Genomic DNA, 15,124 nt, shown 5'->3' with positions numbered 1-15,124 from the left:
ACAGAACTAAACCGGGGAGCGCCTCCTATTTACCTCCATCGGCAAGCGCTGCATGCTGCGCTAACGTGTCGACAGGCCACCCTTTTTTGCATGTGAGGCAGCCATAGAATTGCTGTCCAATTCGAGGGCCACTCTGGAATTGCCGCAAAACTAATTCTTCACCACATTGAGGGCATAGTTTCTTACTGGCATCCACTGGGGGGATAGTCGGTTGCATTGTTACCTTTGCCTGGTCTGTGTCCTGATTTATTGTAACGGGGACAATTCCCTTACACTTTGGATAGGTTGAGCACCCCCAGAATTCCCTGCCAGCATTACTGCCCTGTCGTGCTACACGCTTTTTCATTTCAGCTCCGCACTTGGGACAGTTAGGAGAGGAAACCGCTTTCGGAAATATCTCGTGGCGAACGACATCTGTCGATGGTCTACGAGCATTATCGATAATCTGCCGAAGCTGGCGACCATCAATCAATTCGACATTCAAACCGCGAGCGAAGTCAACCGCCTCGTCGGTAAACTTGCCTGAAGTGACGACATAACCTCCAACGGCACCTCGCGATGCCATCACGCCGTATAGCTCACGAACTGGCTGCACACCGACCTTGTAAGCTTTCCACTGCTTGCACTGCACAAGGTACGTTTCGCCGCCATTCTTGAGTATCAGATCAACACCACCATCCGGACCGTTTCCTCCCTGTCTGGTCACCTGGAACCCTTGACGGCGGAAATGCTCTCCTACCAACATTTCAAACTCATCCCATCCCATTTCATTCAGAGCTGCAACATCGCCACGACCTGCAACGGTATCGTAAAGCTTTTTCTGACGAGACGACGTAACGGCCGACAACAGAGCAGCCAGTGCAAAAGCGAATGGCATCACGTACTGTCCGAACATGGCCAGAGTCGTAATGAGTCCCCGGGCTACGGCGTCGCCCATCTGGCCTGGAACAACCGTAGCAGGCATTACAGGGCGCATTGCCATCGTGTGAAGCACGGCGTACGACACAAGCGCCAGTAGCAGGCACGCCCACCACGGAAGTTTGCTGGCGACCAAAATCATATCTTCCATTGGGCTAGTTCGTTGTCGTGCCATATCTCCTCACTTCTGACTCGTATCTAAATATGTATTCGTAATTCATGACGTATTTTACAACCGCCATTCCCGTCGATGCTCGGCCAGATACTTCGGCGCAGGCCAGTGATCGCGCTCTGCCGGAGGGATAATGCCACGGCCGGAGAGGGTTAGGAGCAGGCCGGGGACGTTGCGATCAATGCCGATGCTGCGGGAGGTGATGACGGTGTAGTTGTCGGAGACGCCGAGCATCCCCTCGTCGACCCCCCAGTGGCAGAGCCGGCAGAGTGCCATGCCGTTGCGGATGTCGTCGTTCTGGCTTCTGCTCCACGGTACGATATGGGCCGCCTCCACCATCGTGTGGCCGTCGGGAGTGACGATGCGAATGCCGCACAGGGCGCAGCGGGGGTCGTAGGCCGTGGTCACCACCCGTCGGAAGGCCTGATCCCGCACCGCCGGCCGATAGTTGTCCGCTTCCACGATCTCCTTCACCAGCGGCAGGTGGGCCTGCTCCAGATTGGCCAGCATGCCCCGAGGGTCACTGCTGCCAATGATGCTGGGTGGTGCGAATGATTTCGAAATAGCCCGGCTCCCGCACGACCTCTTGATATCCCGGAACGGCTCCCACCCACTTGCCCAGTCGGACGTTGCGTTCCTGGGTGAGATAAAGGGTGGGCAATCCCATAAGCGCCGGTCCGTCCATGCCGGCAGTGGTAACGCCAATCTGGCCCACCAGGCCGTGGCGGCATCTCAACTCTTCAAACAGTTGCAGTTGCGCTCGGCGCATGTCCGGCCCCTGGAAGAGCGGCTCTTTCCAGCACAGGGTCAGGTTGACTGCGCTTGGCGGAACAAGCTCCAGAGGAACTTTATCGCCGAAAAAGATGGGGGTGAGCCCGGCATTCAATACCAGTTCAGAAAGCTGACGCAATTCATCGAAACAGGTATTGCGCTGGGCATCGTGGTCACCCGTTCGAACCCAAAGCAGCACCTTCTGTTCCAGCTTCCCCCCCACCTTGCCATCAATCCATGATCTTAAGGCAGCCGACGGCGATTCGTCTCCCAGAAAGCCTGCGCGCAGCGTGCACTGTGCTCCTGGCGCGTCGGTGCGAAAAGCCTCGGCAATGATATGAGTCAGATGCTTGGGGCTCGCCGGACGAGACCGATAAGGGCGAAGGGATCCTTCTAACCCGGCATCGAAAAGGAACCGCCTGACTTGCAATTCTTGGGCAGCGCCAGGTCTGATCTGAATAGAAAGGCCGGCAAACAGTGCCGCAGCAGCCAGGTACCAGCCTTCGCCAAACGAGAAGCCGGGATCGGCATGGAAAGTATATGCGCGGTTCCGCTCCAGGACGATTTTCCTGGCGGCTTTTCCGGCAACTTCAGCTCTGCGGGCAATCTCTCTCGCTTTGGCCGTATTAAGTAGCTGGGCAATACGTGCGGTCTCCAATGCCGCATCTTCTGCATTGCAAACGATCTGCTCTACTCGCTGCCAGCCGTCTTCGCAATCTTCCAATGTGGGCGCCCGCTGAGAACCGCGAGAGAGCTGCCCGGCACCATAGCGCGCATCCTCTCCCCGGGCCCCTAAAGCCTGAACCAACACCCATTGGAGCAACGCAACCTCCCGGTTCTCCCCCGCATTGCCCAGCGCCCTTCTGGCCAACAGAACAACCTGCTCCAGCCGAGATCGATAATCATCGCGTACTCCGGGCATATGCAGCGTTCCCTGCAATGCGGTAGCCTCTCCCAAAAGAGTGACGACCTTTCGTGTGAACTCCCCGCTATCAGTTTCGTTATAAAGCATTCTTGTCACAGTATCTTCTTCGACCATGTTTTCGGCGCGAGCAGCCCGTCTTTTTCCAACGAGTTAAACTCCACCAGATCGGCGGTGACGTCGATGAACGGGGTGGTGATGACGCCGCGATGCACCAGGTCCAGCACCGCCAGGAGGAGCAACGGCTTATGTGGCGCCTTGCGTCTGGTGGCCTCGGTCCAGACCGCGCCGGGGGCGCGGTAGAGGGAGGTAAAGAGTTTGAGGGTGGAGGTGAGGTCGATCGTGAGCATCTAAGTTATTGTGTCGGTAGCTTATCTAGAAAGCTCGGACTGCCTCCGTAGAGTTCTTTTAATTTCACCAAGCGTTCGCTCAACTGTCTATCATTAGGAGAATTATTGATCCCCTTTAACAATAGTTCAATTGCCTCTTCTAGCCGCCCTTCAGCAGCCAGCAGCTCAGCACATCGCATGATCAATGACGCGATATTCCCCATCCGTGGGCCGTTTATGCCGTTTTTAAGAAGCTTAATTGCTTCCCGAGCCTGGCCCAATTCAGCCAGGAGGTCCGAACACGTTTGATAGAGCATGATTCTACCCGGCAATCTCGGAATTTGCATAGCCGTTTGTAGAAGTTTAATTCCTTCATCAGCACGACCAACCTGCGCCAGTAGTTTGGCGCATTTTTGATAAATTACTCCTTTGTTGGTCAACCCCGGAACTTCAATCCCCCGCTTCATCAAGGAAATAGCTTCTTCAATCCGATTAGCCTTAACCATATAATCAGCGCAGTCTTTGTAAATGAAGTCAATGTTGTGGTATTCGTTTCCATCAATCCTTGTCAAAAGAATTGCAATAGCTTCATCAAGGCGGCCCTGCCACACCGCCATTTCAGCACATTTTTGCGCCAATTGGTTCTTTTCCTTCAGCTTGGGCTCCTGCAACCCTTTCTGCAATACTTCGATGGCACCATCTAAGTCCTTTGCATTGGACAACAAATCGGCGCAGGCCCGATAAATTGAGGGCTCTAACCTAGTTCGCGGGTTGGTCATCGCCTTCTTGAGAATTTTAACGCCGGTATTGGATTCACCGTTTTTTCCCAATAATTCGGCAAGATAATGATAAAGCGGCAGTTGGTCCTTTACCTGACGTGAAATAATCCCGCGTTGCAGTAATGAGACAGCTTCCGAAGTTCGGCCGTTCTTCACGAGAAGTTCTGCAACATAGCGATACATCAATTTGGCGTCGAGTACACGGCTATCGTGAACCCCGCTTTTCAGGAGTCGGATAGCCTCTTCATCACGCCCCTCATTAACAAGGTTTTCGGCGAGGAGAAGATAGACCGAATAATATTTCGTCATTCCAGGGACATATAGCCCCTCTTTCAGAAATGTTATCGCCTCGTCCATGCGATTCAGGCGAGCCAACAATCCCGCACAGTGAATATAAACAGTACCGAGTTCCTGTACATTCGTCATTACCACGCCCTTCTTCAAAAAGTCGATGGCGTCATCAAACCTTCCGGCTTCCTCCATGCATCTAGCACACAGGCTGATTAATGACGTAACACAGGCGATTCCTGGAATGGTGACGGCATTCTCCAATAGCTTGATGGCATCATCCAGTTTGTCACTTTTTCTGAGAAGGTGAGCGCAATGATGATAAACCGCAAAAGCGTTGCTCCCGCTCCCCAAAAATCTGATGGCTTCCCGTTGCGCGTCCATCATGGCATCAACACCGTTGATGGTGTATTCAAGGTCAAGCAGCAGCAACCAGACCGCGTAGTAGGCATGAGGACCAGTTGCTCTACGCACGTGTTTGAGAGCATTGTGAAGATCATCACCGATATTCCGATGTTTCAGGCACAAAGCAAGGTGATACTCCAACCCTTTTGTTCTCTGCGTTTCCGGAAGTGCGCTAATCAGGGCAATATGCTCTTCCAAGGTTTCAAGGTTATCCGGGACCTTGGATTGCGCAGGCTTGGGAAGTAGGGCGATGGCGAAAGCACTGAGCTTTGCGCTGGCCTGATACAGTTCATCTATACGACCCGATTCAAAAAGATGATGACGCAATTCGGCGTAAGACGAAGCCAGCTTTTTTGCCCCGGAAATTTGCGGATTTTTGAAAACATTGAAGTAATAATTGGCGGCAAGTCCGTGAGCTAGACACCACTCCTCGTTGTCTTCTCGAAGACGGGCAAGGCTGATTTCCCGAGCCAATGGATGCAAGGTGTCGCCGCTGTTGGAAAATTCCAGCAGATACCGGTCAATAAGCTGTTTTCGAAGTGAATGTGGCGGAAGTTCAGAGTCGGTGTATTCGGCATATATCTCGTTTCTGAATGGTCGTCGATACACCGCGAGGCGTCGCATAAACCGCAAAAGCCCACCATCAATTCTGGAAAGTGTGCGTTCTATCAGCTCCCGCTCAAAATCCTGCACCAATTCGGGGTTAAGGGTACCGTCCGGTCTGGGGGCGAGTGAAATCAATTCATCCATCGGATAGTATTTCAGGCCCTCTACCAGCGTTTTAATTGCCCGAGGATTGCCACCCAAGCGACGGCCCACCTCAACGAACCTGTCCGATGGAACATTTGCCGTTAACCCACTTAATGCAAGAGATTCGGACAGAAACTCCGCTGATTCAAGCTCAGTTAGCCCTTTCAGTTCCCTTGAAACTGACTTCTCACACCAACGAGCTCTTTTCACGTAACGGTTGCTGATGAGTAACAGACGGCCTGCCACGTGAGGAGCATTAATAAGGCGTTCAAAAAAATGCTGCCATTGATCTGGCGGCAAATTTTCGTTTGGAGACAAGAGGCGCTGGAATTCATCGATGATGATCAGAATTTTCTCTCTGTGCAATGTCACGAGCAGTGCATTGAAAAGATCGCCTTCAGCGCCTTTCTCAAGTTCCTGCATCAAATCAGGAATACCTTCGTAATCAAGGTCTAGTGCTAAGTCGGTGAGAAGATCCAAAGAAGGATTTTGCGTTTCCAGTTGAGGTTCGTGCCGCACAACAATGACTTTCGGCGTCTGCTCCACGATGGATGAGGCAAGCTGGGTTTTCCCGCTGCCAGGGAAACCTTGTACGATGGCGACTGGAGGGCCGTTCGGTAACCAATCGGAGACAAAGAACTGAAGTAACCCTCTTCGTTGCTTGCCGTGATATTTGGATTCCAACGGTGACTCAACTGCTGGTGCGTCGATTCTGTCTGATTGCGGCTCTTCACTGGGACGTGCAAATAACGGCGTGGCTGTACTGGTCCTGAGTTCAGGCTCGGAACCGATAGAGGGCTTAAGGTGAAGCGGGCGGTTCAAGACCTTTCGTAAAAGCGTCTCGTATCCAGTGTGATTGTCGAGAATGAAATAATCGTAACCTACAAGCTCAAGAGGGATGTGATGGTCATCCGACTTATCAAAGAACACTGGGAATATCCGGTCATTATGGAGTTTCTTTTGATACAGCAGACGTCTTATCAGACCTGATTCCCATCCAACACCTAGCCCCCTGTCCGGCAACTCCTTGTCGTTAAACCGTCGAGCATAGGTTTCAGTGACCACGCAGACAATAAAATCTGCTTCGGTCAACTGGCGAGTCATCCACAGCGGCCAGTCTTCGTCGGTATCCTTGTAGAGATCGATGCGGCAATCACAGCCGTCGCGCAACAAGCAGGCACCGAGGCCGAGCACCTTGTCACGGTGCTCGGCAGAATCATGACTATAACTGATGAAGACCCTTTTCCCATTCATAGGCAAATCATCCTATCCACCCCTTCGGTTATCCTCAAACATGACAGAATTCGGGGGACACAATACTCATCTCGTATCAACAGAATCCATTTTCTACTCTCACCATATCTTTCATTTCATTGTGCCAGCAAAAAGGTCTTGATCCGTTCGAACTCCTCCCCCATTCCTTCCTGCTGCGACCAGCGTTCCACCTCTTCCAAGTCAATCTCAGCATCGTGTGCCACCATGATCGCCTGCTCCAGGCACTGTCGATCCAGCCAATGGTAATAACCGGCCAGCCGGTCCTTGACGCAATCGGTCGGAGAGAGGAGGCGCAACGTGCCGGTGGCAAACTCAAGCTCTGCTATGGCACCAGCGGGTTCGGCGCCGAGTGCCAGCGGGCCGGAAGGAAATTCCACGAAATACATTGTGTCAGGATGGATAAAGTAGCGATCCTTCTCCAGGAAGCCGATCTCCATGAGGATGGCAGCAATTTTCTTTCTGGAGGCTCTGCCCACTTCAATGAAGTCCAGGTCATAGGAGAGATAGCGGTTGTCTGTGTAGATTGAGACGCAGCTGCCGCCTGTCAGTACCACTTCGACGCCGCCCTGGCGAAGGTGTGCGGCCACATAGGCGGCAATTTCGCCAATGGTCATCTCTTTGAGCGGTTTCATAGCGGCTTGCCCTTGCGCCGCGGCCGACGCCTGTTTTCCTGGAGGCCAACGCGAATATCCTCTGGGTAAAAGGTCAGTGCCTTGTCCAGCAGGGCCCTCAGTTCATTAAGAAATGGGTAGCGCGGATTGAAGCCGTAGAGGCGAGTGCGACCGGCCAGGCGGCTGAAGAGGACCCCGCCGTTTTCCAACTTTTCTAATTGTTTGAGTAGCGGCGCCGGCGCAGTCTGGTAGAAATCTGCCATCTCTCGAAGATACCCCTCACCGCGAGCAGCGATGAAGATCAATACACGTTCGCAGTTGGTTGATGACAGCAATGGTTCGAGCATGTTCCGCCCCGTTTATGATCTTATTTAAAGAACATATGTTCTCTATTTAGTATCAGAATATCGGTATCTCACCGTCCATACAAGATTTTTTTGTTATCAACATTACCCCTTCCCTTGCCCCTCCGCAAACATGCGGCTCCGCAGCCACTCTCCTATCACCCCATTGGCCTCGGCCACGTTGCGCCAGAACATAAGAAAGACCTCTCGATCACTTCCTCAATGGCCGCATTCAGGTAGGCCACCGCTTCACATGGGCCATTAAGCACCATTTTACACTCAGTGTTCTCAGCTATGGTCCCTCATCCGGCATCCCTGCTGATAAGACTTAATCACCGGCAGATCGGCCTCGGCCCAGTCGAGGGTGTGGAGTTCATCGGGAGGAAGCCAGGTTACGGCAACGTGTTCGTGGAGGACGATCTCTCCCGATTCGATGGTGCAGAGAAAGGGATAAAGCGTGACCGAGAACGTCGGGTATTGATGGGTGCTGACGGGAAGACTCTGTCCCACGCGCACGTGAACCGCCATCTCCTCCACCAACTCCCGTCGGAGGCATTCTTCGGGCGATTCACCGGGGTCGATCTTACCACCGGGAAACTCCCACTTGAGCGGCAGGCTCATGACGGCGCTCCGCTGGGCGGCAAGGACGAGACCGTCTCGCTCGATGATGGCGCAGGTGACGTGGATATGCTTCAACGAGGTGTTAGCGGCAATGTAAAAATGACCCACCTCGGAAATTGAAAATTGACCCACTCTTCCTGATAACCTAGCCGACCTGGAGGGTCGGCATGATCGGAAAGGAAGAGTGTATGGAAGTCAGAATTCTCAAGAAACAGGGCAAAAGCATCCGGGAGATCTCGCGGATCACCGGGCTATGCCGAAACACGGTCAGGAAGTTCCTCAGATCAACGGCCGATCCCAGATACAAAGAACGGGCGAAGCGGCCGGGGAAGCTAGATCCATTTAAAGCCTTTCTCGAAGAGCGGGTGAAGGCGGCGCTGCCACACCGGATTCCTGCTCCGGTGCTTGCTCGGGAAATTGCCAGCTTTGGCTACGATGGCTGCGAGCGCACCGTAAGAACGTTTTTGGCGACACTTTACTCCCGTGTCACTCCGGAGCCGGTTGTCCGGTTTGAAACGGAGCCCGGCAAGCAGATGCAAGCCGACTGGTGCGAATTGCGCAGGGGTAAACACCCATTGTACGCGTTCGTTGGAACCCTTGGTTTCAGCCGCGATTCGTTCGTCGTCTTCACCACCAGCCAGGCCTTTGATGTCCTTCGTGAGTGCCATGAGATGGCATTTTCCTTCTTCGGCGGCGTCCCGCGTGAAGTGCTCTATGACAACATGAAGACTGTGGTTCTGGAGCGAAACGCCTTCGGCGAGGGCAAGCACCGCTTCCACTCCGGCCTGTGGGACACAGCCAAGCATTTCGGGTTTATCCCCCGGCTGTGCAAGCCGTACCGCGCCAAGACCAAGGGAAAGGTCGAGCGGTTCAACCGCTACCTGCGGTACAGCTTCTACTATCCGCTGGTCTCGCGCCTTAAGCAGGCAGGATTAACTCTCGATGTCGCGACCGCCAACATCGAGGTCCGTAACTGGCTTAATGACGTAGCCAACTGCCGAATCCATGGCGAGACCAGCGAGCGCCCCTGCGATCGTCTCAAGATCGAGCGCGCGGCAATGTCGCCGCTGCCGCCAAGGGTTAAGGTTGAGCAGGGCAAGCCGGAAGTCATCACTCCCATGCCGTGGCCGGTGATCCCACTTCAGCGCCCCGCCTCCTTCTATGATCAGATCCTTCAGGAGGGGCGGCTATGAGCGACATCCAGCACCAGCGTATGGTCACCCTCTGCGACGACTTGAAGTTTCTGGCGGTGACCGATGTGTACGCCGACCTTGCCGATGCTGCGGCAAAGCAGGAGTCGTCATACATCGACTATCTCGAGCAGGTACTCAAGGCCGAGAACGACGTCCGGCAGGGGCGCTCGCGCCACACCATGGCAAAGCTCGCGGGCTTTCCCGCGATCAAGACCCTTGAGGATTATGACTTCGATTTTGCCACCGGCGCCCCGAAGCAGCGAATCCTGGACCTATCGGCAATGGCGTTTCTGGAGCGTCGGGAGAATGTAATCCTGCTCGGTCCCAGCGGTACCGGCAAGACTCACCTCGCCATTGCCCTCGGCTACCGGGCAACCCAGTGCGGCGTGAAGGTGCGCTTCATTTCCGCTGCGGACCTGATGCTGCAACTCGAAAGCGCCCAGCGCCAGGGGCGGTACAAGGAAGTAATGCGGCGCAGTGTCCTGGGGCCGAGACTACTCATCATCGACGAGATTGGATACCTTCCGTTCAGCGAAACACAGGCAAACCTGTTCTTTCAGGTGATCGCCAAAAGGTACGAAACAGGTTCCGTCATCCTCACCTCGAACCTGAGCTTTGGGGAATGGGAACAGGCTTTCGGCGGCAACACGGCACTCACATCAGCAATGCTCGACCGGTTGCTGCACCACGCCCATGTCATTCAGATCAGGGGTGACAGCTACCGATTGAAAGAGAAGCGCCGAGCTGGCATTCTCGGGCAGCAACTGCCGACACCCCAGATGGATGATTAACCCAGGAAGGTGGGTCATTTTTCAATTGCCGATCAACCGGTAAAGTGGGTCAATTTTCGATTGCCGTTGACACAGGAGGAATCGAGGGCCGGCCGGTGTGGGAGTACATGGCCTCGAATTGCGGGCTGAGCTCTGCAAGGGCCTTATCCACCATCGCCCTGATCGACCGCAAGGGGTGGTCCTTCGGGACGTACGACTCAGGGGAGAGATAACAGAACAGAGCTTCGGTTTTTGTCTCGGCGCCGCGCATAACTTTTCTCCTGTAAATTCAGATTGTTACGCGTAAAAATATAGCACAGTTCGCTAACTTATTGAATCAAAAAGGTTTAGTTTTTCAACAACCTGTTAAAACTTGATCCGCTTATGATACACGATCCTGCCATAGGATATCAGATTCAAACCTTACGCCTCCAAGGCAAGCAGAACGATTACGAGAAGGTCATAGATGCGGTTAAGAAGCTGCCGATCACATCCTATAGTGATATCAGCAAAGCGAGATTGAGCGTCAAGAGCGATTATGGCGCCCTCATCGCCGCAATTGCCGAAGCCTTGCACAAACCCTTTGAATGGCCAGAAATCCGCCGTTTGTACGATGCATTGGCAAGAGACTTCGATGGAACTGAAATCGATCCAGATATAAAAAGTCCGGAAAGCTTTGACAAGACCATCAAGACCAAGATGGTTGAATGGCAAAACAAGTACCAACTTTCGGAAAAACAAAAATAAATCCATTTCCGCGACCGCTGCCCGCCTTCATGGCAACTCCTTAGGAAAATTCCAATCCTTAGGAGGACCCATGCTTAAGCAACAATCACAGCAACACCAAGCATCTCCACAATTACCATCCACAGAACACACAACCGAACACCACCAGAAACAGCCCTCCGGCTCGCCTGTGGTTCCCGGCTTAGCCGGGACCATTGGCGGGACGGAGGAAAGAACCGCCACACCTTCCCCTCCCCTCCCCGGCCTTGAGAGTTACTTTCCGCCTTTGCCTCTTGAACTTGATAATAGTTCGAAAACTCTGACACCAGAGTTAAAGGCCCTCTTTGAGAAGTGGGATAATGAGAAACCCCGCAAAGGTGCCTGCATCACCATCTTTCCCAGTGGTGAGATAACCGGTGGGTACTACCGGACTGGCAGACGAACCATGCCCCACAAAAGGGAGAAAATAGCATCCGAGGAGTTTACCCGGCAAGCGCGCAAGACTATTCGGCGGGCAGTGGAATGCGGCCTAACCTCGTTCAAGCTCTTTATCACCCTAACTTTCGATCCGAAACTGGCACAACTGGACGATGAAGGCAGGGTTAATCAAGATTGGGGCAAGAAGCAGTTCAAGCGATTTCTAAACACTCTGAAGAAGAAATATGACCGCAAGCTTGAAAAGCAAGGCAAAGATCACCAGGAACTGACGTACATCTGGGTTGCCGAAATCCAAGAGAAGACCACACAGAATATCCATTTCCACATGCTGGTGGATCAGCCTTTCATTCCGGTTCAGTGGCTTGTGGATATTTGGGGGCAGGCAAATAACAGCGTGAACGTCAAGAAAGTCAGCAATCAGGAGCATGCGGCCCACTACATGCTCAAATACATGAGCAAGGGGCATTGCCCCATCGAGGGCAAGCGCTATGGGATGACTCAGAACCTTCTGGAAAAGATCAAACCCCAACGGATCAGGCTAGAGGGTGAGGCTCGCCGGGAAGCCTTCAGGAGGGTTAAAAGGGACTTCTACTGGCAGATTGAAAACAATGGGGGGTGCATATCTGATTTTGGATTCTCTATCCCTGCTCCGAGAAGGGAGCGGGTTTGGCGTGACAGACAAGGGGTCATGCGCAAAACGAAAGCTATTCCCCGTTCCTTATCGGAAAAATTCCTGCAAACCCTGGAAAGTCGGGTGAAGCAAATAGAGCGGGAGAAAGAAGTCGATTCTGCATACTCCAATGACTATTCCGATGAAGTGCCATTTTAGGAGGGAGCCATGATGCCTGATTCCTTCTATCCCCCTTCCCTACCTGAAGTACTGACGGTTGAGCAGTTGGCGGAACGGCTGCAAGTGTCTCGTGCCACCCTCTTCTCCTGGATGCAGAGAGACATCCTTATTGCGGGTAGGCACTATTTTAAACAAGGGAGGGTCTTACGGTTCCTGTGGTCCTCTGAACTGGTCATGGAACTCGTGGTAGGCAGTGAGGCTCGAAAAAATAGACGGCCGGTCACAGGACCCGTTTCACCTCATCCTCGGAAGCAATCAAACCCGATCAATTGGGAGTACTGAAATGAGCAGTGAAATGTGCTATGGTCAATCCCGGACTTTGACCGGTGGGGACGTGGATAGCGGAACGGAGACATCCATGAAGCGCACAACCCACCATGAAGCATTGCTCTTTGACAACGAGGAGAAGAAACAGGGAACCATCATCCGAAAGCCCGGCTCCAGGAAGCTCTATATCCTCTTCTACTACTTCAACCGCCGGGTGGAGAAGACAACCGGCTTAACCGACACCAAGAAGAACCGGGAGAAGGTCCGGCTCTGGCTGGATCGGATCATCGAACGCCGGGACGCGGGGAAGCTCATCTTTGCCGATGCCTTCCCAGGGGCACCGGAAGCGGAGAAGGCTTACTTTTCCAAGCTGGAGGGGTGGCAGTATGCCCCAGAACCGCGGGACATCCTCTTTGGGTCGTACCTCCAGGAGTGGTACACAAACGTCTGGAGCCATTACCCGGAGGGGACGAAGAAGGACGACTACCGACTGATTATCGACTATTGGCTGGTGCCGTTCTTTGGGGAGATGACCTTCTTCCAGATCAGCGGGGTGGAGATTCAGAAGTTCATTGCCTCCCTCAAGTGGAAGAAGGGGGCCAAGAAGGGGCAACCCCTCTCGAAAGCCAGGGCGAAGAACATCCTGATACCGCTTCGCACCATCTGGAACGATGCCTGCGACCAATACCGCTGGGTGCTGCACAACCCCTTCACCAACTTGAAAAAGCACCTTCCCAAGACGCAACCGAAACGGCGGGAAGGGTTCCGTTTCGATGAGTGGCGGGACTTCCTGGAACACATCGATCCCTGGTATCAGCCGGTAGTGGAGTTGATGATCCTCACGGGGATGATCAATTCGGAAATGGCGGGACTCAGAAGAAGCGACATCCGCCCCGACCACATCCTGGTTCAGCACACCATCGTTCGGGGCAAAGAACACGACACCCCGAAGACCATCTACCGGATCAGGAAGATTCCCATCACCCAGGCGATCAGAAAACGCCTCGACATCCTCCAGCAAAGAAGCACCGGGGAATTGCTCGTCACCACGAAAACCGGCACCATCTTTCGACCGGCAAACTTCCTCAAAGATGTTTGGACCAAGGCAGGGAAAGCCAGCGGCATTACCGACAAGGTGCCCTACTCCATGCGCCACTCCTTCGCGGCCTGGGCGCTTACCCTGCGGATCGATCCCAACCGCCTTGTCAGGCTCATGGGACATGGATCAAAGAAGATGGTCTATGAGGTCTACGGGGATTACATCGACGGGCTGGAGGAGGACTTCTGGAAGATTCTGGAATACTTCGGCCGGGACTTCGTGGAGACAAAGGCAAAAAGGCCGCCCCACCTCCTGGGATACCCTGGGAATATCTACCCGATGGTTCCCGGCTCTTATCTCCAGCTAGAGCCTGAACAACAAAGCCCCGGCCTTCAGTTAAAACTCTCTTAGTGAAAGTTTTGGTGAAAGTCGGGGCAACAAAAAAGGAATCCCGAAGGATTCCTTATTGTTAGATGGAGCGGGAAACGGGATTCGAACCCGCGACTTCAACCTTGGCAAGGTTGCACTCTACCACTGAGTTATTCCCGCGCAACAGGTTCCCGTTATATAGCAAACGGTCCCCGGGAGAGTCAACTCTTTTTTTTCGCAAAAATGAAAACCAGTGGGATGCTCTCCGAGATTCAGTCGGTACTTCGCGTAGTTACGGCGGAAGTGATCTCATTGACAGTGAGGCCGTTGTGGAAAGTGGATGGTGCTGGCGACGAGGGCGATCATTAACTCTAGTGAGACAAACAGCTGATCGGTAAAGATAACGACCTCTCGGCGCTCCGGGAGATTGCGGTTGACAGTGCCAACCCCTCTCGGTATATGTGTGCTCCTTCACATTACGCTATCAAGGAGTTCTTCAGATGGAATGGCTTACCGACCCCCAGGCGTGGATCGCCCTTGCTACCCTTACTGCGCTCGAGATCGTTCTCGGCATCGACAATATAATTTTCATCTCTATCCTGGCGGGGAAACTCCCCCGTGAGCAGCAGGAAAAAGCCCGCGTCACCGGTCTTGCCCTTGCCATGTTCACCCGCGTGGGGCTCCTTTTCTCCCTCACCTGGCTCATGGGTCTTACGGCACCGCTCTTCTCCGTGGTGGGCCGCGAGATTTCGGGCCGTGACCTGATCCTCATCGCCGGCGGCCTGTTTCTTCTGGCCAAGAGCACCATGGAAATTCATGAAAAACTGGAAGGCGACGAAGGCCACTCCTCGACCAGGGCCGCGGCGTCGTTCGCCGGGACCATCGTCCAGATCCTCCTCTTGGACATTGTCTTCTCCCTCGACTCCATCATCACCGCCATCGGCATGGCCAACAAGCTGGCGGTCATGGTGCTGGCGGTCATCATCGCAGTGGGCTTCATGATGTTCTTCTCGGGGAACATCAGCGCCTTCGTGCATAAGCATCCCACCATAAAAATGCTGGCACTCTCCTTCCTGATCCTTATCGGTGTTGCCCTCATCGGAGACGGCCTCGAAATGCACATTCCCAAGGGATATATCTATTTCGCCATGGCATTCTCCGTGGGGGTCGAGATGCTCAACATGCGGATGCGCGCCAAAGGCAAGCCCGTGAAGCTCCATGAGCCGTACCTGGAGGAGGGACGGTAGGCTCGTTCACTTTTGAACCGCTCTCTGGTAGACTGTGATG

The 15,124-nt window shown here is 53.7% G+C and carries 14 protein-coding genes, 1 tRNA gene and 1 pseudogene; 6 read left to right on the top strand and 10 right to left on the bottom strand.

Going from position 1 to position 15,124, the window contains the following annotated elements; translation table 11 throughout:
- Positions 1 to 25: 25 nt before the first annotated feature.
- The 8 genes from GMET_RS09050 to GMET_RS09015 form a co-directional block, all read right to left on the bottom strand.
- On the bottom strand, positions 26 to 1,069 hold the full coding sequence (locus GMET_RS09050; RefSeq protein ID WP_238378889.1) for a restriction endonuclease: 1,044 nt from the start codon (positions 1,067 to 1,069) through the stop codon (positions 26 to 28).
- A gap of 78 nt (positions 1,070 to 1,147) precedes the next feature.
- Positions 1,148 to 1,600: an HNH endonuclease gene (locus GMET_RS09045; protein ID WP_004512050.1), complete on the bottom strand. Its 453-nt coding sequence runs from the start codon at positions 1,598 to 1,600 to the stop codon at positions 1,148 to 1,150.
- A gap of 10 nt (positions 1,601 to 1,610) precedes the next feature.
- Positions 1,611 to 2,900 (bottom strand): hypothetical protein, encoded by a 1,290-nt coding sequence (locus GMET_RS09040; RefSeq protein ID WP_011365873.1) that lies wholly within the window; start codon positions 2,898 to 2,900, stop codon positions 1,611 to 1,613.
- Positions 2,879 to 3,133, bottom strand: a complete 255-nt coding sequence (locus GMET_RS09035; protein WP_004512052.1) for a hypothetical protein — start codon at positions 3,131 to 3,133, stop codon at positions 2,879 to 2,881. The genes GMET_RS09040 and GMET_RS09035 overlap by 22 nt, the downstream gene beginning before the upstream one ends.
- 5 nt (positions 3,134 to 3,138) lie before the next feature.
- Positions 3,139 to 6,588: a tetratricopeptide repeat protein gene (locus GMET_RS09030; protein WP_004512053.1), complete on the bottom strand. Its 3,450-nt coding sequence runs from the start codon at positions 6,586 to 6,588 to the stop codon at positions 3,139 to 3,141.
- 116 nt (positions 6,589 to 6,704) lie between these two features.
- A complete protein-coding gene (locus GMET_RS09025) occupies positions 6,705 to 7,241 on the bottom strand; it encodes a hypothetical protein (RefSeq protein ID WP_004512054.1) in 537 nt (178 codons plus the stop codon).
- Positions 7,238 to 7,567 (bottom strand): winged helix-turn-helix domain-containing protein, encoded by a 330-nt coding sequence (locus GMET_RS09020; protein ID WP_004512055.1) that lies wholly within the window; start codon positions 7,565 to 7,567, stop codon positions 7,238 to 7,240. The genes GMET_RS09025 and GMET_RS09020 overlap by 4 nt, the downstream gene beginning before the upstream one ends.
- 285 nt (positions 7,568 to 7,852) lie before the next feature.
- The gene (locus GMET_RS09015; RefSeq protein WP_035468520.1) at positions 7,853 to 8,260 is read right to left on the bottom strand and encodes a (deoxy)nucleoside triphosphate pyrophosphohydrolase; all 408 of its coding nucleotides are present in this window, start codon (positions 8,258 to 8,260) and stop codon (positions 7,853 to 7,855) included.
- 92 nt (positions 8,261 to 8,352) lie between these two features.
- Between GMET_RS09015 and istA the strand changes: the two genes are divergently transcribed.
- Together istA and istB are read left to right on the top strand one after the other, a co-directional pair.
- Entirely contained in the window at positions 8,353 to 9,378 is a 1,026-nt protein-coding gene (gene istA, locus GMET_RS09010; protein WP_004514801.1) for an IS21-like element ISGme4 family transposase, read from the top strand.
- Complete coding sequence (gene istB, locus GMET_RS09005; protein WP_004514800.1) at positions 9,375 to 10,169, top strand: IS21-like element ISGme4 family helper ATPase IstB; 795 nt, start codon at positions 9,375 to 9,377, stop codon at positions 10,167 to 10,169. The genes istA and istB overlap by 4 nt, the downstream gene beginning before the upstream one ends.
- Before the next feature lie 73 nt (positions 10,170 to 10,242).
- Here istB and GMET_RS09000 read toward each other — a convergent pair.
- Positions 10,243 to 10,419 (bottom strand): annotated as a pseudogene (locus GMET_RS09000) (IS5/IS1182 family transposase); the annotation flags it as partial.
- Between the two features lie 113 nt (positions 10,420 to 10,532).
- On the opposite strand from GMET_RS09000, the gene GMET_RS08995 reads away from it, so the two are divergent.
- From GMET_RS08995 to GMET_RS08980, 3 genes are all read left to right on the top strand, one after another.
- Positions 10,533 to 10,895: a hypothetical protein gene (locus GMET_RS08995; protein ID WP_004513317.1), complete on the top strand. Its 363-nt coding sequence runs from the start codon at positions 10,533 to 10,535 to the stop codon at positions 10,893 to 10,895.
- A 70-nt stretch (positions 10,896 to 10,965) separates the two neighbouring features.
- Entirely contained in the window at positions 10,966 to 12,141 is a 1,176-nt protein-coding gene (locus GMET_RS08990) for a rolling circle replication-associated protein (RefSeq protein ID WP_004513318.1), read from the top strand.
- Between the two features lie 379 nt (positions 12,142 to 12,520).
- The gene (locus tag GMET_RS08980; protein WP_011365871.1) at positions 12,521 to 13,879 is read left to right on the top strand and encodes a tyrosine-type recombinase/integrase; all 1,359 of its coding nucleotides are present in this window, start codon (positions 12,521 to 12,523) and stop codon (positions 13,877 to 13,879) included.
- 63 nt (positions 13,880 to 13,942) lie between these two features.
- Here the strand turns inward: GMET_RS08980 and GMET_RS08975 are convergent.
- Positions 13,943 to 14,017, bottom strand: a tRNA-Gly gene (locus tag GMET_RS08975).
- Positions 14,018 to 14,337: 320 nt separating this feature from the next.
- Here GMET_RS08975 and GMET_RS08965 point away from each other — a divergent pair.
- A complete protein-coding gene (locus GMET_RS08965; RefSeq protein ID WP_004513321.1) occupies positions 14,338 to 15,084 on the top strand; it encodes a TerC family protein in 747 nt (248 codons plus the stop codon).
- Positions 15,085 to 15,124 lie beyond the last annotated feature (40 nt).

The sequence above is a fragment of the Geobacter metallireducens GS-15 genome (genome assembly GCF_000012925.1).
GTDB classification, from domain to species: Bacteria; Desulfobacterota; Desulfuromonadia; order Geobacterales; family Geobacteraceae; genus Geobacter; species Geobacter metallireducens.
The sequence above is the reverse complement of the archived record's forward strand: the minus strand, read 5'-3'. Positions and strand labels throughout refer to the sequence as shown.